The 19,489-nt window shown below is 73.8% G+C and carries 7 protein-coding genes; 4 read left to right on the top strand and 3 right to left on the bottom strand.

What is annotated here, in order from left to right:
- Nucleotides 1-3: 3 nt before the first annotated feature.
- The 4 genes from G6O69_RS30650 to G6O69_RS30635 all read left to right on the top strand — a co-directional run bounded on the left by G6O69_RS30650 (nucleotide 4) and on the right by G6O69_RS30635 (nucleotide 7,491).
- Nucleotides 4-2,865, top strand: a complete 2,862-nt coding sequence (locus tag G6O69_RS30650; RefSeq protein WP_172307016.1) for a hypothetical protein — start codon at nucleotides 4-6, stop codon at nucleotides 2,863-2,865.
- A 153-nt stretch (nucleotides 2,866-3,018) separates the two neighbouring features.
- Complete coding sequence (locus tag G6O69_RS30645) at nucleotides 3,019-3,945, top strand: hypothetical protein (protein ID WP_172307015.1); 927 nt, start codon at nucleotides 3,019-3,021, stop codon at nucleotides 3,943-3,945.
- Nucleotides 3,932-6,430, top strand: a complete 2,499-nt coding sequence (locus G6O69_RS42455; protein ID WP_176397185.1) for a sulfatase-like hydrolase/transferase — start codon at nucleotides 3,932-3,934, stop codon at nucleotides 6,428-6,430. The genes G6O69_RS30645 and G6O69_RS42455 overlap by 14 nt, the downstream gene beginning before the upstream one ends.
- A gap of 14 nt (nucleotides 6,431-6,444) precedes the next feature.
- The gene (locus G6O69_RS30635; protein ID WP_172307013.1) at nucleotides 6,445-7,491 is read left to right on the top strand and encodes a hypothetical protein; all 1,047 of its coding nucleotides are present in this window, start codon (nucleotides 6,445-6,447) and stop codon (nucleotides 7,489-7,491) included.
- A 100-nt stretch (nucleotides 7,492-7,591) separates the two neighbouring features.
- Here G6O69_RS30635 and G6O69_RS30630 read toward each other — a convergent pair whose 3' ends face one another.
- The 3 genes from G6O69_RS30630 to G6O69_RS30620 all read right to left on the bottom strand — a co-directional run bounded on the left by G6O69_RS30630 (nucleotide 7,592) and on the right by G6O69_RS30620 (nucleotide 19,405).
- On the bottom strand, nucleotides 7,592-8,719 hold the full coding sequence (locus tag G6O69_RS30630; RefSeq protein ID WP_172307012.1) for a hypothetical protein: 1,128 nt from the start codon (nucleotides 8,717-8,719) through the stop codon (nucleotides 7,592-7,594).
- A gap of 718 nt (nucleotides 8,720-9,437) precedes the next feature.
- On the bottom strand, nucleotides 9,438-14,561 hold the full coding sequence (locus G6O69_RS30625) for a tetratricopeptide repeat protein (RefSeq protein ID WP_172307011.1): 5,124 nt from the start codon (nucleotides 14,559-14,561) through the stop codon (nucleotides 9,438-9,440).
- The gene (locus tag G6O69_RS30620; protein WP_172307010.1) at nucleotides 14,558-19,405 is read right to left on the bottom strand and encodes a hypothetical protein; all 4,848 of its coding nucleotides are present in this window, start codon (nucleotides 19,403-19,405) and stop codon (nucleotides 14,558-14,560) included. Before G6O69_RS30620 ends, G6O69_RS30625 begins: the two co-directional genes overlap by 4 nt.
- Nucleotides 19,406-19,489: the final 84 nt, after the last annotated feature.

The following is a 19,489-nucleotide window of genomic DNA, read 5'->3' as shown; positions in this document are numbered from 1 at the left end:
CCGATGGCGAGGCGTCCAGAGCTGAGCCGCGGGCGAGGGCGTGGTCGCCTCTTCGCCCGGGCAGGGGGCCCGCGGAGCGTGGCGGCGGTCGCCCTGGCCAGCACCTTGTTCGGCTGCGGCGGCTCGCTGGTCCGCCTCGCCGAGCGCGGAGAGTGGGAGGCCGTCGATCGTCGCGCGCGCGCCCAAAAGCGCACGCCGACCAACAAGGCCGCGCGGGCCTGGGCGCAGGCGCTCGTGGCCCTCGGGCAGATCGACGAGGCGCGGGCCGTGCTCCTGCGAGACTTTCGCACCGGGGCGCGGGAGCCTTCGCTGCTCGCCCTCGCCAAGCTCGAGCACCAGCAGGGCCTGCTCGGCGTGGCCGCAGCGCACTACGTCCGCGCGCTGACCATCGATCTCGATCTGCTCGCGGGTGACGAGGACGCCGCCGAGATCTGCGGGCTGCTGATGGCGCGGGCCGAGGCCGAGGCGGGCCTCGGCGAGGCCCTGGCGGCGGACACGGACATGCGCAGGGCGGCGCTGATCTGCCCGGCGCAGATCGACGACGCGGCCCGGACATTCATGGCCGAGCTGCGCCCGAGCGCGGAGGCGCAGGCGCGGGCGCAGCGAGCGATGGCGTCGTTGGATCCGGCCGCGGGCGGCACGGGGGGGAGCAGCGTGGTCAGCGAGGCCGCGCTCGCCGAGCAGCTGGAGATCGCCCGCAAGCGCAGCCCGAGGGCGCTGGCGGAGCTCGCCGAGGCCGAGGGGGCCGCCCTCGCGCCGGCCGACGTGGCCATGCTCCTCGCCGCGGAGTTCAGCGGCGCGCTGGGCCCCGGGCTGGTCTCGCCGCGGCAGATCTCGGCGTGGATCGGGGAGCGCGAGCTCGCCGAGATCGAGGCGGCCATCGACGCGCTCCCCGACGGCGTCCGCGAGTACGCGCGCCTGCGAGTGGCGAGCGCCCGCGGCGGTGGTGAGGACGATCGTCAGGCGTGGAGCGTCGCGGCCATGCGGGCGCTCGAGGGCGAGGGCTCGCTCGAGCGCGCCAAGGCCTGGCGGGTGTCCGCGGCGATCGGCAACCTCAGCGGGGCCGAGTTCGCGCTGACCACCAGCTTGCGAGACACGATCCCAGCGCGGGTCGAGGCGGATCCGGGCGGGGAGTCGGCAGGGGGGGCGCCGGCGTCGAGCGACGCGCAGGAGGCTGGCTCGGGCGCGCTCGCAGGGTCGCCGCCGCCTCGCTCCCTGGCCGGACACTGGTCGCTGCGCGTGCCCGTGGAGCGGCGCAGCGTGGACCTCCTGCTGACCCTCGCGCGCCTGCTCGAGCTGCGCGGTGAGCAGGCCCAGGCCCTCGGCCTGCGCCTGCACGTGATCGCGGCGGGCTACGAGGCAGGGATCGCGCAGATCGGCCCGCAGGCGGCGGCCGAGGTCCGGCGTCAGCTGGTCATGGGCAACGCGTGGCAGGCCCTGGCCATCGCCGAGGCCGTGCCGGGGCCGCTGGTGGACGAGGTGCTGCCGGTGGTCGCCTCGCTGCTCGCGCTCGAGGGGGCGGCGGGGGATGCCGTGGGGATCGACGCGCAAGCGATCACCGAGGCGGACCGCGTGGCCGTGCGCCGCGCCCTGGGCGACGAATGGTTCGCGGGTTGGGAGCCGCAGCTGACCAACGCCATGGCCGGGCTCGATCTGCGCGAGAGCGGGCGCTGCCCCCGGTTGGGCACCTGGCTCGACGAGAGCGCCGAGGCCGAGGCCGCCCTGCGCGAGGTCGGCCTCGATCCCGCGCGCAGCCGGGCCGCGCTCAGCGAGGCCTTTGGCGCGGCCGCGGCCCCGACCACCGGCGCGGCCTTGGCCGCTGCGCTCGAGTCGGACCTCGCCCTGAATTGCTCGGGCCCCGTGATCGTGCCGCTGCTCTTCGCCGGCGAGCACCAGGTGATCCTCTCGACCCTCGACGAGCGTCTGACCCACGCCCCCGAGCTCGCCGGCGCGCAGCAGCAGCTCCACGCCGAGCTGGCCCTGGCCCACGGCGAGCAGGGGCGGGCCGAGCAGCTGACCCTCTCGGCGGCGGGCCTGGCCGAGGATCCGCGCGCGCTGTGGACCCGGGCCGTGCTCGCGGGCAAGACCTACGGGGCTCGCGAGTACACGCTGATGGCGCTGCGCGGGGTCTTGGCCCACAGCGAGGGCCTGCGCGACGAGGACGCCCGGCGCGAGCTGCTGGCGACGCGCCTGCGCGACGTCGACAGCGACGCGCCGCTGCGAGCGGGGGGCGAAGGCGAAGGGGGGAGCGGCGCGGGGAGCAAGGGCGCTGCCGAGCTGCGCGCCCAGGTCTCGGCCTATCTGCGCGAGGTCCCGGCCCAGCAGCGCTGGTCTCGTCGCGATCGCCTGCTGCTCGAGATGGCCGGGGAGCCGCGGGCCGACGCGCGGGCGTGGGCGCTGCTCCTCGAGGTGCTGATCGACGACGCGGTCCGGCGCTCGCACCCGCGCTCGGTCGCCGCCCTCGAGCGCGCCGCTCTCGGGGCGAGCGAGGAGGCAGACCCGGCGGTGGGCACTGATGGGATGGGTGGGATGGGGTCCGAGGGAGCGATCTTCGCCTTCCTCGGTGACGCCGACGCGCTGTGCGAGCTCGCTCCCTGGGCGCGCGTGGACGCCCTGGATCCCCAGTCGATCCCGATCCTCGCCGGCGCCATGACGGCCTGCGACCCCCGGGGACGAAGCCGGGCGGCGGCGGCCATGGTCGCGCTCGGCCGCCGCGACGGCGAGCTCGAGGCGCTGCGCGCGAGGTTGCTGGCGGGGCCGCTCGCCGTCGAGGCCGATATCGACCAACTCGGCGTCCTGCGGGTGACGCCGGCGGTGCCCAGCGAGGCGTCGATCCTGCGCCTGCTCGCCGGGCTGGATCTCTAATCTCTAGCAGCCCGTGGTGAAACCCTCGACGAAAATCCCGGCGCCAGGGGCCGCGCTGGGTTCCACCACGGGCTCCTAGCAGCCCGGCGAGCACGCTATGCTGCACCCCACGCCCGCCCGCGCCGCTGGCACGCCCGGGCCACTCACGCGCTCATGATCACCCTCCCTCGCAGCCTGTTGATCGTCGCCCTGGTCGGGCTGGTGCTCGCCTGCCTGGGGGCGGTGTGGGCTGGCGGCGCCGCCACGCGCGAGCTCGCGGGAGAGCGCGAGGCCGCCGACGCCCTCGACGAGCTGGCCTTCCTCGCCGGCCTCGTCGACGAGCACGGCCAGCTCATGCGCCCCGAGCCCATGGCCGTGGAGGTGATCCAAGACGGCGGCCCGCTGTGGGCGCAGGCGGCCGTGGAGCGGGCGGTGGAGGACAACGCCGCCTTCGCGGTCGGCAACAGCCCGCACCTGCTGCGCGTCGAGGTCGTCGAAGGTGGGGCCGGCGTCGCGCTCCAGCTGCACCTGTGGCGCGCGGGCTGGGATCTGCGCGTGCCCCAGCCCAGGCGGATCTGGGTGGCGCCCTGGGCCGCGATCATCGCGGGCGTGCTCGGGGCCGTGGCTGGGCTCTTGGGCCGGCGGCTGAGCTTGGGGTTCGCGGCCGCGGGGGTCTGCGCCCAGCTGCTCTTGGGCCTGGCCCCGCTGCCCGCCGACGTCTTCCCGCCCCAGCGCCTCATCGAGGCCTGGTCCGAGGGTCCGCTGCTGCGTCGGCTGCTCGCGTTCATCGACGGCATGGGCGCGATCCACCTGGCCGTCGCCGCCGCTGTCGTCGCCGCGTGCGTGGTCCTGGTGGCCTTCGATCACCGGCGCAGCCGCGAGCGCGAGGACAGCCTCGACCTGGGCAGCGCCAGCTTGCTCGCGCTGCTCGGGACCTGCGGGGCCCTGGCGTGGATCGAGGCGGCGAGCCGCGGCTCGCTCTTCGTCGCGCTTCACCCTCGCGCGTGCTGGTGGGCCGGGGGCATGGCCGTGCTCGGGATTCTGGCCTGCTGGGTGCCGGCGGGCTGGGTCGCCCTGGAGGGCTGGCGTGCGCGTCGCTGAGCGGACGAGGGAGGCCCTGACGCGCGCGCACGACAACCCGATGGCCGCGCGCGCGTGGGGAGGGCGCTCGCTCGGTGAGGCGAGCCGAGGCGCGTGGGGCTTGGCCGTGCGCGTCGTGCTGCTCGCGCTCGTGTTCATGACTGCCTGCGGCGACGACGGGCCTCAGGCGTCGGGCAAGCGCGAGCGGGCCGCGGCTTCGGCGAGCGGCGAGCAGCTGGCGCCGGTCGCTCGCGTCGAGGCGACCGACGCCTGGCAGGACCTGATCGCCCAGCGCCCGAGCGCGGTGCAGCTGCGCGAGGGCCGGGTGTGGATCGACCTCGGCCGACCGAGCGCGCGCAAGCACCTGCAGATCGTCGCCGCGGGCTCGTCCTGGCGCCTCGCCCAGGACGTCGGTGATCGCCGCGCCGGGGTCTTGGTCGGTCAAGGTGGCGCGCTGACGATCCCCCTCGACGGAGCGCTGTCGCCCAAGCTCAACCCCGATAGCCCCTTCGAGCCCGCGCCGGGCGAGCCGATGCCGGAGGAGCCCCCGCCCCCCGAGGCCGGCCTGGCCATGGCGATCACCATGCGCGCCCTGGCCCCGGATCAGGCGGTCACCGTGCTGTGGGAGGAGCGCCCGCTGGCCAACCTGCGCGTGGGCGAGGAGTGGGAGCGGCGCACGCTCTCGCTGCCTGGAGACGTGGTCGTCGACGGGGAGAACCGCCTGCGTCTGCACTTTCGCTCGCTCGCGCCGGCCGAGGGACCCCTCGCGCAGAGCCTGGCCGAGGCCGGCGGGGACGCCGAGGTCCAGGTCGCGGCGGCGATCGAGAGCGTCGAGGTCGGCACCCTCGAGCGCATCCGCAAGGGCCCGCCCAAGGAGCGCGACAACACCTTCCGGGCCCGGGGAGAGCACGCCGAGTTCGAGGTCCCGGCGGGCTCGAGCCTGGTCTACTACATGATCCCGCCGCGCCGCGCCCGGCTGAAGATCGAGGTCTCGGGGCGCGGCGGCCTCGAGATCCTGGCGAGCACGGACGTGGATCACCGCTTCGGCCGGCGCCCGGCGGAGCTGCTCCAGCAGCCCCTGCGGGCGACCGGGCGCAGCGTCAGCGTCGACCTCTCGGGCTACGGCGAGGTCCCGACGCGCCTCGAGATCCGCGTCCGCAGCACCCGCGAGCCCAAGCCGGGGGAGCCGCCCGGGCAGGCCACCTTCGAGTCCATCGACGTGGTCGCCCCGCGCTCGATCCCCGTCGACAAGCGCGATCGCAAGGTCCGCGACGTCTACGTCCTCGCCCTCGAGGGCGCGCGCCCGGACGATCTCTTCGAGCCGCAGCTGCGCGGGCCGGAGCTGCGCCACGTCACCGACTTCGTCGAGGACGCGCTGGTCTTCGAGCACGCCTACGCCCTGGGCGCGGCGGCCGTGCCCAGCCACGCCGCGCTGCTGTCGAGCGTGGTCCCCTCGGGGCACCTGACCTTGCGCGGGACCTTCGTGGCCGAGGGCCAGACGATGCTCGCCGAGGTCTTCGATCGCGCCGGCTACTTCACCTCCAACGTCTCGGCCAACACCTACTTCAGCGAGGAGCGCGGCCTGACCCAGGGCTTCGCCGATCACCTGATCCTCAAGCGCAGCAACACCCGGGGCAACGACGCCCAGAAGCTCGTCGCGCACATGCTCGGGGAGATCGAGCGGCGCCCGGCCCCGCGCTTCGTCTACGCGGTCTTCAACGACGCCCAGGCCCCCTACGATCCGCCCAGCGAGGTGCTCGCGGGGGTCGTCCCGCCCGAGGGCGCGCCGCCCCAGCACCGCACGCACATCTGGATCGACCGCGTCCGCCGCGAGGTCGTCGAGTACGACCAGGCCCAGCTCGACTACGTGCGCCGGCTCTACCGCGGCGAGCTCCAGGTCATCGACGGGGCGCTGGGCGAGCTGCTCGCGGCCCTCGAGGCCCGCGGCGAGCTCGACGAGGTGATCATCGTGCTGGTCGGCGTTCACGGCGAGGAGTTCCTCGAGCACGGGGGCACCGGCCACGGGCGCACGCTCTACGAGGAGAGCATCCGCGTCCCGCTGGCGATCCGCGCCCCGCAGCTGCTCGCCCCCGGCCGCGTCGACGCCCCGGTCGACCTCCTCGACCTCGCGCCGACCCTCGCGGACCTCCTGGGCCTCGAGTACTCGCCGCGCTGGCTGGGCGAGAGCCTGGTCCCGCTGATCGACGACCCCCAGCCGCCGCCGCGCCTGGTGCTCTCCTACCTCGGCGACGGCAGCCGGGCGGCGATCATCGGGCACTACAAATTCGTGCTCGGCCCCGGCCAAGGTCGTGAGTCCCAGCACTTCTATGACCTCGATCTCGACCCCGGGGAGCAGGTCGAGCGCATCGCCGAGGGGGGCGTGGCGCTGCGCATGGTGCGAACCGCGCTGGGCTGGGAGCTGCTCGAGCAGCCCCATTGGAGCCGTCCGCGCTGGGGAACGGGGGCCAACTTGCTGCCGGCCTTCGCCCTCGACCACGGGCTGTGATAGAAGCCGCGGCCATGGCTCAAACCCAGGCTCTGCTCGACGAGATCGCCAAGCTCCAGGCCGCTCAGGACGCCGCTGCGCTCCTCGGCCTCGAGGACCACGAGGACAAGAAGGTCCGCAAGGCCGCGCGCAAGGCCATCCACGTGCTGCGCAGCAAGGGGGTCGAGATCCCCGAGACGGCCAAGACCTGGGCGGGCGCCAGCCTCGATGGTCTGCGTCGCCACGGCGGCCCGATCGCGATGATCGACATGAGCGCGTCGCCGGGGCTCAGCCGCGTGACCTTGAGCCTGCCCAACGACGAGGAGGGCGCGGCCCTGTTCGTGGCGATCCTCGATCCCGAGGACCGCCTGCTCGACTTTGGCGCCTACTACCAGACCGACGGCCAGCAGGGTCGCACCGCCCGCGACTGGCAGCGCGACGCCGACGGTCGCATGGTCGACGTCGACTGGATCCGCGCGCGCCTGCGCTGGGCTCGCGAGGCCACCTTCCAGGCCGGCCGCGAGGTCCCCTCGGGCTTCGACGATCACCTGCCCCGGCTCGGCGACGCGCCCGAGGCTCACCCCGAGCCGACCTGGCTCGACGCGGCCCTGGCCGATGTCGCGGCCGCCGAGGGTGAGCTTCAGGACGTGATGCTCGGCGCCCGGGTCCACGAGTGGCCGGTGCTCTTCGACGCCAACAACTTCTTCGAGGTGCTCAACGAGCGCATGAAGGACGTGGATCCCCAGGCCCTCGAGGACGCGCAGCGGACCGAGCACATCGAGGGCGCCGCTGCCGGCGACGAGGGTCTGCGCGAGGGTCTGCGCGGGCCGCTGGCCAACGCCCTCGACGACGCCGCGGTGGTCTTGTGGCTCGACGGCTCCCTGGGCGAGGCCCGGCGGATCCGCGACCTCGCCACGGCGCTGCGCGGCGCCGAGGCGCCCGAGACCGTCGACGGGGTGACCACGCTGGTCCAGATGCAGATCACCTCGGCGGCCATGGAGCAGCTGCGCCGCGGCGGTGGGATGCAAGGTCAGGACTACGACGATCACGACCTTGACCACGATCAGGGTCACGACAACTGATCGCTTCGCCCGGTCTGCGAGTCTGTAGATTGAAACGAGCTGCGCCGGCGCGATCACGATCGCGCCGGCGCAGCTCTTTTTGTCGCAGGGCGTCGCTCGACTACTGCGCCGGGAAGGGCCCCGCGGTGGTCGGGAGCACGTCTTGCTCCGGCGTGATCGCCCGCAGCGTGCCGTTTTTGTTGTTGGCGCGGGTGAACCAGATGGTCTCGTAGGCCACGGCGGTGCCGTAGTTGCCAGCGTTGACGTTGAGGTCCTGGAGGCCGTCGTCGATGAAGCCACCGCCGGGGAGCTCGAGGGTGACGAAGGCCTGGGCGTTGTCGTAGGAGATCACGATCAGGTAGCCGTCGGCGTTGATCGTGACGTCGGTGGGGTAGGTGACGAGCTCGCCGGGGGTGTCCTCGAGGGCGATCGGCGAGAGCTCGCTTTGGGTGGCGGCGTCGTCGAAGCGCACGACCCGGGCGTTTTGGGCGTCGGCGACGTAGAGCGAGCCGTAGCCGTAGGCGCAGCCGCGGGCGCCACCTTGGGGGAGGTCGCTCGAGGTGGTCAGGCCGTTGCCGGGGGAGCCTGGGTTGCCGGGGATCCCGGTGGCGAGGCCGTCGCCGACGCGGGTGAAGCTGGCGTCGCTGCCGTCGAGGTCGCTGGCGTCGATGCGCCACGCCGATCCGTCGCCGAGGTTGATCATGTAGAAGCTGGCGATGGCGGCGCTATCGTCCCAGCCGCCGAAGCACAGGCCGCTGGGGTTCTCGAAGGCGTCAGGGGCGTCGGCGCCGTCGAAGCTGGCGACCACGCTGCCGTCGTGCTCGAGGATCACGAGGCCGCCGGCGTCACCTTCGCCGCCCTGCTCGAAGATGGCCCAGATCCGCTGGTGATCCGGGGCGGACACGGCCATGGCGCCGGCGAAGCCGAGGGCGGTGCCGTCGAGGATCGCTGTGGCGGCGGCGCCGGAGGGATCGCCGCTGGGGTTGGAGGCGTGCATGATCTCCGAGGTGCCGTAGTTGGCGACGAAGATGTCGCCGCCTTCGACCTCGTCGTCGGTGAGCGGATCGTCGGGGACGATCGCCAGGTCGAAGGGGAAGTTGAAGCCGGTCACGACGCCGTCGAAGAGGCCGTCGAAGGTGCCCACGGCCGAGGTCTCGTCGGCGCCGTCGCCATCGTCGGCGCAGGCGAAGGCGAGGAGCGCGACGGGGAGGGCGAGGAGGTGAAGGGGGCGTTTTCGTGATGGGGTCACGTCTGCTTGGACCGAGCGGGGGGGTGGTGCTTCCAAGCTTAGACGGGGAGCTGGGTGGTGGTTTTTTGTTGGGGGTGTGTGCTCTCGTTGGGGGGGGAGCTGGGTTTCTGGAGGAGAGCCGCTGGTTTTTTGTTGGGGGTGTTGGTGCCGGTGGAGAGCGCACGGGACAGCAGGGGACCCTGCATACTCAGACAGACTTGCTGACTTTGGCGGGGTGTCTGGTGGGTGGGGGGTTTTGTTCGAGGAGAGTGGCTCGGGAAGGGAGGGTACGTACGCAAAACTCGTCTGCAGGGTCCCCTGCTGTCCCTTTTGTGCGCTTCTTTGTTCGGAGGGCGTGGCCCGATCCGGAGAGGTTGGGGATGGTGGCTGGAGGAGAGGCTGGGCCCGCTGGGAAAGGCTGGTCTGCTGGAGGAGAGGCTGGGCCCGCTGGAGGAGAGGCTGGGCCCGCTGGAGGAGAGGCTGGGCCCGCTGGAGGAGAGGCTGGGCCCGCTGGGGAAGGCTGGTCTGCTGGAGGAGAGGCTGGGCCCGCTGGGGAAGGCTGGTCTGCTGGAGGAGAGGCTGGGCCCGCTGGGGAAGGCTGGTCTGCTGGAGGAGAGGCTGGGCTCGCTGGGGAAGGCTGGTCTACTGGGAAGGGTTGGTCTGCTCGCTCGGGGTCGAAAATGTGAAGAGCCGGCTGGGGAAGCCGGCTCTCGTTGCGAAAGATCGGGGATGAGGGGGGTCAGAGCACGATCTTGCGCAGGCGCAGATAGTCGTCGCCGAGGACGAAGGCGAGCAGGGCCTGGGCGGCCTTGGAGCGGTTGATGCGTTGCTTGAGGGGGCCGCCGGCGACGCCGTCGAGGATGCAGGCGGCCGCGAGGACGCCTCCGATGTCGCCCGAGAGCAGGGCGGCGAGGCGCAGGTCCGAGGCCAAGGTGGCGCGGGCGGTGGCCGAGGGGGCGAACTCGTAGCCGGAGAGGCTCTCGCAGGCGCGCTCGATCAGCTTGCGGTTGCGGCGGGGGAGGTGCTTGCCGAGCTGGGCCGAGAGCTCTTGGAGACGGCGGGCGTCGGGGTCGGCGGTGATGGCGTTGAAGACCCGCACGCTCTCGAAGCAGGTCGCGAGCAGGAGGTCCATGTCGATGGCCGGGAGGGCGCGGACGAGGGCGCCGCCCCAGGCTCGGCGGGCGAGGGCGACGGCCGCGAGGCCGCGCCAGCTCTGCATGTCGCCCTGCATCCACAAGTTGGCGCCGAGGCGGAGGGTGGGGGGATCGCCGGGTAGCAGGACGCAGGCGTTGTGCGTGCCGGAGGCGACCATGGTCGGGGTGGGGATGGCGACGGTCACTGCCCAGCGGCCGAGCAGGACGCTGAAGCTTGTCGCGTCGGCGCTGGCGGGGATCGGCTGGGCGTCGACCTCGGACAGGACCTGGAAGTCGCTGGCCATGCGCGGGAGCACGGGGTCGACGGCGGAGAGCAGCTCGTGGAGCTCGGCGAGCTCGTTGCTGGCGAGCAGGAGGTCGCGGTGCTGGGGGGTGCCGAGCACGGCCTGGAGGCCCGCGGAGGTGGCGGGGCGCAGGTGCTCGGTGGGCGGCGGGCCGGAGCTGGGGTCGATGGCGTAGGCCACGGCCTCGGCGGTGGCCGAGAGCTGGGGGCTGTGCTTGCGGCTGATCCGGGTCAGCAGCTGGAGGTCGCGCAGGGAGAGGGCGGCGCGGCTGATCTTGTGGATCATCGCGCCGCGGATCGCCGGGAGGTAGCGACCCAAGCGCTCGGACTGGCCGCTGCGCGCGAGCAGGGTGGTCAGCAAGGCGACGGTCTCGCGGTGGCCGGGGTTGAGCTGTACGGCCCGCTCGGCGGCGGCGAGGGCGTCGGCGTCGTGGCCGTGGCTGGCGGCGAAGAGCCTGGCCTGGCGCAGGTTGATGTCGTGGAGCTTGCCGCGGTCGCGCTCGCGGGCGCGCAGGCGATCGAGGAGCTTGGCCGCCTCGACGCGCTGGAGGCTGCGCTCGAGCAGGTCGGCCATCAAGGTGACGGCGCGCGGGTCCTCGGGGCGGGCGTCGAGCACGACGCGGGCGTGGCTCGAGGCGCGCTCGAGGGTCGTGGGATCGTTGCCCAGGGAGGCAGCGATGCCCATGCGCAGGTCGATGGCCGAGGGCTCGCCGATCTCGTAGAGCTCGAGCAGGCGCTCGGTGGTCTCGACGGCCTCGCGGTCGCGGCCGAGCTGACGGTGGCAGCGGACGAGCTCGTGGAGGGCCTGCTTGCCCTCGGGGTTGGCCTCGACGGCGTCCTCGAGGTAGCGGACCGCGGTCTCGAGCTCGAGGGCGTGCTCGGCGAGGAGCAGGGCGAGGTCGTAGCGGGTCTCGCGGTGCTGGACGCGGGGGAACACGCGGGTGATCAGCTCGAGGGCGGGGCGCGGATCGTCGAGCTGGTTGGCGAGGCCGCGGGCGAGGCCGAGGGCGTCGCGGTGGCCGGGGTCGCGATCGAGGATGCCGGTGAGGATGTCGATGGCCTTGGCGGCCTCGCTCGGATCCCCAGACGCGCCGGCACGGACCGCGGCGTCGCGGGCCTCGGCCATGAGGTTGTGCAGCGAGACCGTGGGTGCTTCGGCGGCGGCCTGGGGCAGCTTGCCGGAGCGGGCCTTCTCGAGGCGGGCGAGGCCGAGGGCGGCCGGCTGGAGCCCGGGCAGGGCCTCGAGGGCGGCCTGGTAGGCGCGGCGGGCCGGATCGACGGCGCCGGCGTGCTCGAGCAGCTCGGCGCTCTCGAGGTAGAAGATCGCCCGCTCGGCGTCGGACTGGGCCCGCACGGCGCGCGCGCTGACGGCGTCCAGGGCCCGCAGCGGCGGGTTGGGCTCGCTGAGCAGGCGCTCGAGGTGGCGGACCGCGTAGGGGTTGCCGGGGTCGGCGTGGAGGGCCTCGAGGATCGCGGTCGCGGCGAGCTGGCGGTCCTCGGCCACGCGCACGGGGTCTGGGGTCTCGCCCTCGTCTGCGCCGCCCTCGGCGAGCAGGAGCTCGGCGGCCTCGACGAGCAAGGTCGCCTTGAAGTGCAGGTCCTCGCTGGCCCGGGCGGTCTGCAGGTAGATCGAGGGCAGGGTCTGGCGGTCTTCGATGAAGCGCAGCAGCGTCTCGAACTCGCGGCGGAGCACGGGGTCGTTGGGCGCGCGCTGGAGGGCGCGCTCGTAGGTCCGGCGCGCGGCCTGGGCGGCCTCGGCGTTGCGGCGCAGCTTGGTCCCCGGGCGCGTGGCCTGGAGCCGGGCGAGCTGGGTGAGCAGCGCGGTCTGGCTGGGGCCCTCGACGTGCTCGGACAGGGCCTCGACCAGGCGCACGAGGTTGTCATGATCGTGGTGGGCGACGAGCAGCCGGCGCGAGCGCTCGGCGGCGAGGCCGTGGTTGGGCTGCACGCCCAGGGCCGCGCGGTAGTGCTGGAGCGCGGCGTCGAAGCGCGCGGCCGCCTGCTCGAGCTTGCGCTTGCTGGCCCCGCCGACCTGGGCGGCCTGGCGAGCCAGGGCCTCGGCGAGCAGGCCCAGGCGATAGTGGTAGTCGGCGAGCAGGGGCGCGGGCTCGGGCAGATCCTGGGCGCGCAGGAGGTCGTAGGCCTCCTCGATGCGGTTGTTGACCGTGAGCAGCTGCTGGAGCAGCTCGCGGGCCGGGAGCAGGTCGGGGTTGGTCTCGTAGGCCCGGCGCAGGTAGTCGATGGCGCGGTCGTGATCCTGGAGCTCGTCGAGGCACACGCGCGCGGCCTTGAGGGCGAGCACGGCGGGATCGGTGACCGAGTCGACGTCGGGCTCGTGCAGGCCCAAGAGCGCGTCGAGATCGCCGTTGTCGCGGTAGAGCCGGGCGAGGGCGCGCAGCGCTGGGGTGTAGCCGGGGGTCAGGCGAAGCGCGCGCTCGTAGGCCTCGCGGGCCGCGTCGCGGCGCTTGAGCTGGAGCTCGAGGGCCTCGCCGAGCTCGACGAGCACGGAGGTCCGCGAGACGTCGTCGTCGAGGCGCTCGACGAGGTGCTGCAAGGTCGTGACGAGCACCGGGGTGCGGCCCTCGGCGCGGCACAGCGCGGCCAGCTGGAAGAGCGAGAGCAGGTCGTCGGGGTCGATGCGCGTGACCTCTTCCAGGGTCGCGATCGCCAGGTCGACGTCCTCGAGCTCGTGCTGGGCCATGGCCGCGACCCGGCGCAGGGCTGCGAGGCGCTCGGGGCCGTCCTCGGTCTCGTCGGCCTGGCGCTGGAGGTTGGCCACGGCCTGCGGCCAGCGGCGCATCTTCTCGTAGACCCGGCCCAGGGCGCGCAGGCAGGCGGGGTTCTCGGGATCCTCGGCCACGGAGAGCTCGTAGATCTCGGCGGCGCGGGGCAGATCCTGGCGCAGGTTCTCGTGCACGGCGCCCAGGCGCAGCAAGATGGCCGCGCGCCCGGGGCCGGCGGTCACGGTCCGCGCCCACTCGTCGAGGTGGAGGACCAAGCCGGCGTGGTCGCCCGTGTACTCGAGCAGCTCGGCCAGGGCCTCGCGGACCCAGCGGTGCTCGGGGAGGTTGACCAGGCAAAAGCGCAGATCGGTCTCGAGCGCGCGCACGAGGTCCTTGCGATCCTCGGACAGCTTGGGCAGGCCGGTGACCGTGTCGGCGGGATCGGGGTTCTCGTCGACGAGGCGGCGCAGGGTCTCGCGGCGCAGCCGGGCCATCTGCTCGCGGACCAGGGCCTGCTCGCGCGGGGCGTCGAGGGTCTGGGCCACGCGATCGAGGATGTGCAAGTTGGCGGGCAGGCCCTCGGCGTCGCCCGAGGCCACGCGCTGCTCGATGTAGAGCGCGACCTCGGACAGGGGGGCGAGCATGTCGGAGCCGTCGCTGACTCGGGGCTCGCGGGCGGCGAGCTCGCGGACCAGGCTGTCGAAGGGCTCGTTGGACTCGGCCAGGGTCAGGAAGGCCAGGTGCAAGGCGGTGCTCGCCGACAGCGGATCCTCGGCGACGTCGGCCAGCTGGCGGTAGAGCTTGCCCAGGCGCACGGAGTCGCCGGTGGTCGCGACCAGGCGGATCAGCCGGCGCAGGGCGGTCTCCTCGCGCGGGTCGGCGTCGTGGGCCTGCTGGACCAGGCGCAGGCGCTCGTCGGGATCCTCGCTGAGCTCACTGAGCTCGAGCAGCAGCCACACGCGCTCGCGGGCGCTCTCGCAGGTGTCCAGGCGGCGGCCGAGGGCCTCGCGGCCGGCCGCGACGTCGTTGGTGATCGCGGCCGCCTCGGCGCTGAGCAGCAGCGCCTCGGGGTGGTCGGCCTGGCAGGCCAGGGCCTCGCGGTAGGCGTCCAGAGCCCGCTTGCGGTTGCCCATGGACTCCTCGCAGAGCAGCCCGAACTCGACCCAGGCGGCGGCGCGCTCCTCGGGGTCGCGCTTGGGATCGGAGCCGGCTTGCTCGAGCTCGGCGAGGGCCTCGGCCACGGAGTCGTCGCCGCTCGGGCGCAGCTCGAGCAGGGTCTTGGCGACGGCGCTGCCGCTGTCGCGCAGGAGCAGCTGGCCGTCCTCGCGGCGGCCCAGGCGATCGACCAAGATGCGCCCGGCCTCGGCCATGAGCGCCGCGCCGAGCAGGGGATCGCCGACCTCGCGGCTCTCCTCGGCGAACTCCTCGGCGAGCAGCTGCCAGGCGTCGGCGGTGCCCATGGGGACCGCCGTGGACATCAGGCTCGAGTGCAGCCCGGAGTGCACGCCCCACAGCAGCGAGGGGCTGTCGACCAGGGCCGGGGGGGCCTGCTCGCCACCTTCGCCGCGCTCGACTTGATCGAGGAGATCGGAGAGGTCGATGGCCCCGCTGATCTCCTCTTCGATGGGCCGGCCCACGCCGGAGTGGCGCGTGGTGAACATCTCCCCACGCAGCTCGAGATCGCTTCGTCGTCGTCGGCTCATCCGGGGAGAACCTCGAGTTGTTCGTGGGCGAGGGCCACCTGGTAACCGAGCGAGCGGCGCAGGCCGAGGTGGTCATCGCTGAGCAGGTAGCCGAGCAAGGCGGTGGCGCGCTCGCCGAGCAGGATCTTGTGATCGCCGCCGGCGAGCAGGCGCTCGAGGGCGGGGCGGGGATCGGCGGCCGCGAGCACGCCGGCGCGGTCTTGGGCCATGGTCAGGGCCTCGCGCAGGCGCTGGGGATCGAAGGTGTCCGTGGACTGGGCGAAGCTGCGCGCGGCCTGGTGGAGGTCGACGCGCGAGGCGGCGTCGGGCAGCAGCTTGACGACCCAGTCGGCGAGGCGGCGATCGATGGCCGGGACCTCGCCGCGGGCCGGGGCGAAGGCGTCGTCGGGGAGCTCGAGCTCGAGGGCGCGGCACAGGCCGAGGAGCAGGCCGAGCAGCCGCGGCTGGGCCTTGTCGGTGTGCAGGAAGTCGCCGCCGGTGGCCAGACGCATCATCGCCCGGCCGAGCTCGTCGCGGGCCCGGGGCGCGAAGGGGGCGCTGTTGATCTTGCGCCCGACGATCAGCGCGGGGCTGAAGCCGAGGTAGGCGACGACCGACTCCTCGGGCGCCTTGGGATCGAGGAAGACCAGGGGCTGAGAGATGCCCAGGGCGTCCGCGAGCGCGCGGGCGACCATGACCACGCCGGAGTTGCTGGGCAGCGCGCGGCCGCTGGCGAGGTCCACGGGGGGCGCCGGGGCGCCGGGTAGGTCGGAGAGCAGGAACACGCCCTCGTGGAGGAGGTCGAGGGCGTTGGAGCAGGGCAGGTCGCCGACCAGGAGATCGAGGGGCTTGCCGTCCTGGGCCGCGGGCAGCGGCCACGGCTCGGTCTGCAGGCGGTCGCAGGACACCCAGCGCGTCCCGCTCTCGCGCTCGTCCTCGGCCTCGCAGGTGACCTCGAGGATCGCCGTGGCCAGGTAGACCCCGTCGACCTCGCCGCACATGTCGAAGAGCTCTCGCAGCCCGCGGACCGGGGCGTGGTCGATGTCCTCGCTGCGCGGGAACTTGGCGCGCACGCCCTCGGCGCGCAGCCACGCGCGGTGGTGGGCGACGCCGGCGAGCAAGGTGGCCTTGGCCTCCTCGCGGCGGCCGAGCTTGCGCAGCGCCCGGTGGAGCTCGCGGAGCACGTCGAGGTCCGTGGGCTGCAGCAAGAGCAGCTCGCGCATGAGATCGACGGCGACGTCGGGCTTGCCGAGGGGGCCGCGGTGGAGATCCGCGAGCGCTCGGAGGCTGCGCACGCGCTGCTCGCCGTCGCCGAGCTCGACGAGCAGCTGGAGGGCCTCGACGCGCTGGGAGATGGCGCCCTGATCCGCGGCGATGCGGTCGGCGCAGAGCAGGGCGTGGCGCGGGTGGAAGCCGCCGCGGCCGGCCTCGAGGTAGTGGACGATCGCCTTGGCCGCCTCGCCGGCGCGCTCGAGGGCGTCGCCGGCGAAGTAGTGCAGGGCGGCGGTGCGCTCGGGCGAGAGCTCGCGGGACAGGGCGCGCTCGAGCTCGGCGACGACCTCGGGCCAGCGCTCGAGGCGGGCGTAGCCCTGGGCGAGGTCGGCGTGGATGCCCGGATCTTCGGGGTAGTCGTCGAGGCCGAGCTCGAGCAGGTCGACGGCGGCCTCGGGCCCGTCGGTGTAGGCGGCCAGACGGGCGGCCTCGCGCACGGCGTTGGGGTTGAGGCGGCCGTGCTTGGTCAGCGCCTCGAGCCGGCGCTCGAGCAGGCGCTGGAGCGGCGGCGCGCCGTGGTCACCGTGGGCGGCGTGGGTGCGCTCGAGGCCGCGGAAGGCCAGCTCGTCGGCGGGGTCGATGGCCAGGGCGCGGGCGAACAGGCCCCAGGCCTGGGAGTTGTGCGAGTGCAGCTCGGCGCTGCGCAAGGAGATGCTGCCGGCGCGGGACAGGGCGCGGACCTGGTGGCTGTGCAGCACGAGCACGTCGGCGAGGTGCTCGAGGGTGAGGATGGCCTCGCCGATGCGCTGCGGCCCGCCGAGGCGCTCGAGCACCCGGGCCTTGCAGTGCAGGGCGGGGGCGTAGTCGGGGCGGCGGGTGAGCGCCGACTCGGCGCGGGACAGGGCGCCCTCGAGGTCGCCGCGGCGCTCGTGGAGCTCGGCGGCGATGGTCTCGAACGCGGCCTGCTCGACCTCGTGCTCGGCCGAGGCCCCGGCGCGCTGGAGATCTTCGGAGCGGCGGTTGGCGTAGGTGTGCTGGCGCTTGCGCTTGACCCTCAGCCGCCCGCGGCGGGCGAGTGCGTGCCCGGGGGCGCGGTCGAGGATCCGCGCGTAGCCTGCGTCGGCGCTGTCGAGGTTGCCGGCGGCCTCCTCGGCCCGGGCGGCGCGGAACAGGTGCGCGAGCAAGCTGGGGTCGTCTTCGCGGGTCTGCTCGGCGAAGCGCTCGGCGGCGGCCTCGAGGGCGCCGGCGGCCCGCGAGGGTCGGCGGGCCCGGAACGCGGCCCGGGCGAGGCGCAGCTGGGTGACGAAGTCTTCGGGCCGGGCCTCGGCGACGGCTCCGAGGTACTGGATCGCAACGACGGCCTTGGGCGTGAGCTCGGCGAGCTGCAGGGCCAGGGCGCGGCGATCGTCGGCGCCGCGCTCCGTGGTCAGCCCGGCCTCGGCGAAGGCCTGGAGCTCGCGGCTGAGGCCGCGCTGCTCGTAGAGGCGCAAGAGCAGCGCCCGGGCCACGCCGAGCTGCGGCCACAGCTCGAGGGCGCGGGCGAGCTCGCGGATCGCCCCGTCGTGATCACCGAGGTGCTTGGTCCGAACGTTGGCGGCGCGGTGCAGGAGCAGGGCGCGGGTGCGCGGGCCCTGGACCGCGCTGGCGTGCTGCTCGAGCACCCGGACCAGGGTCTCCCAGCGGCTCAGCCGGGTCGCGAGGTTCTCGGCGGCGTGCAGCGCCGGCAGGTGCCTGGGCCAGCGCTCGAGCAGCTGCTCGAGCTCGCCGAGGGCGTCCTCGGAGCGGTCGAGGCGGGTCGCGAGGATGCTGGCGAGCTCGAGGCGCAAAGACACCTGGCGCCCGCGGTCGGTGGCGTAGAGCAGGCGCTTGCGCAGCAGCGAGAGCAGCCGGTCCCAGTCACGATCGCCACGCAGCAGGGCCTCGAGGCTGTCCATGCCGGCCTGGTGATCGTCGACCTGCTCGAGGGTGCCCTCGAAGAGCTCGCGGGCGCGGTCGCGGTCGCCGAGCTCGAGGGCGAGCTCGCCGGCGCGGTGCATGAGCTTGGCCTTGCGGACCGGGCTGAAGGTCAGGCGGACCTCCTGCTCGGTGATCTTGAGCAGCTCCTTGGTCTTGCCCGTGCGCGCCATCAGCCGGGCGAGGCGCTGGAGCGAGGGCATGTGCTCGGGGACCTCCTTGAGCAGCGCGACCAAGTACTTGATGGCGTGCTTGGGATCCTCGGCGTTGGAGTGGAGCTGGCCGAGCACCGAGAGCAGGAAGACCCGGCGCGGGCTGGTGTCGGCGGCCTCGAGCTCGGCCTCGTAGAACTCGGCGAGATCCTCGGGCCTGCCCATCTGGTGGAGCACGCGCTCGAGGCGGTCGCGGGTCGGCCGATACTGCGGGGCGATCTGCGAGGCCTCCTCATAGAGGCGGCGGGCGCCCTCGAGCTCGCTGAGGTGCTCCTCGAGGACCTGGCCGGCGCGCAGGTGAGCCTGGGCGGTCTCGGCCTTGGTCAGCCCGGCCTCGGTGGCGGTCGCGGCCTGGAGCTTGAGCAGCTCGAGCAGCTGGGACCACAAGCCGTTGGTGATCAGGTAGCGGGCCGTGTCCTCGACCGCCGGCACGTGGGCCGGGAACAGGCGCAGGGCCTTGCGCATGGCGGCGAGGCCCTCGTTGACCTTGTCGAGGCGGATCATCGCCAGGCGACCGACGCGGTAGAAGAGCTCGGCGCGCACGGCCGGCTCGCCGTCGCCGATCGCCCGCAGCTGACCGAGGCAGGCCTCGAGCGCGACCTCGTAGCCGCTCGAGCTCATCGCCAGCTCCTCGAGGTTGCGCCACAGCGAGAAGTTGTCGGGCTGGGCCTGGGTCGCGGCCAGCAGCAAGGTCACGGCCGCGCCGCGCTCGCGGTGGTCGTGGAGCACCAGGCTCGCGCGCGCCAGCGGCATGGCGCGCAGCCGGGCCGGGCGGGCCTCGGCCTCGACCTCGAGGGCGCGGAGCATCAGCGCGGGGTCGCCGGAGAGCTCGGCGATGCGGAAGAGATCCGTGATCAGCCCGAGGTGACCCGGGACGAGCTCGAGGGCGTGGAGCAGCATGTCCGCCGCGAGGTCGAGGTCGCCGGCGTGGCGGGCCTCGAGCATCGCGAGGTCGTGGAGCAGGCCGGCCGAGGCGCCGCGATCTTGGAGGACCTCGAGCTGCTGTTCGAGGTTGGCGATGGTCCCGAACACGTCGCCGCGAGCGAGGGAGACGCGCTCGACGGAGCGGAGCACCGCGAGGTCGCGGGGCGTGGCCTTGAGCGCGGCCTCGTGGCACTGCTGGGCAGCGCGGAGATCTCGGAAGAAGCGCTCGACGAGCTGGCCGCGCTCGCGGTAGAGGGCGGCGGCCTCGCGCGGGTGACGGGTCGCTCGGATCTCCTGGTCGAGGAAGGTGACCGCGTTGCGGACGTCGTTTCGCTCGCTGTAGATCCGGTAGAGCAGGCGCATCGCCGGGCGCAGCTCGGCGATGGTCGCCAGCGCGGCGCGGAGGTGCTCGACCGCCTGCTCCTCGTTGTCGAGGGCCATGGACCAGCGCGCGATGGTGAAGGAGAGCACCGCGCGGAGCTGGCCGTTGCTCGCGGGGGTCGAAGCGAGCGTGCGAGCGACCTCGTCGATGGGCATCAAGGCCCGCGACACGGAGCCTGGCATCAGCGCGCTCCTCCTGAAGACGGCTGGCCCGATCCCGACGCGAGCGCCGGCTCCGAGGCAGGGGTCACGAGCCGGCCTCCTCGC

The sequence above is a fragment of the Pseudenhygromyxa sp. WMMC2535 genome, assembly GCF_011083025.2.
The sequence above is the reverse complement of the archived record's forward strand: the minus strand, read 5'-3'. Positions and strand labels throughout refer to the sequence as shown.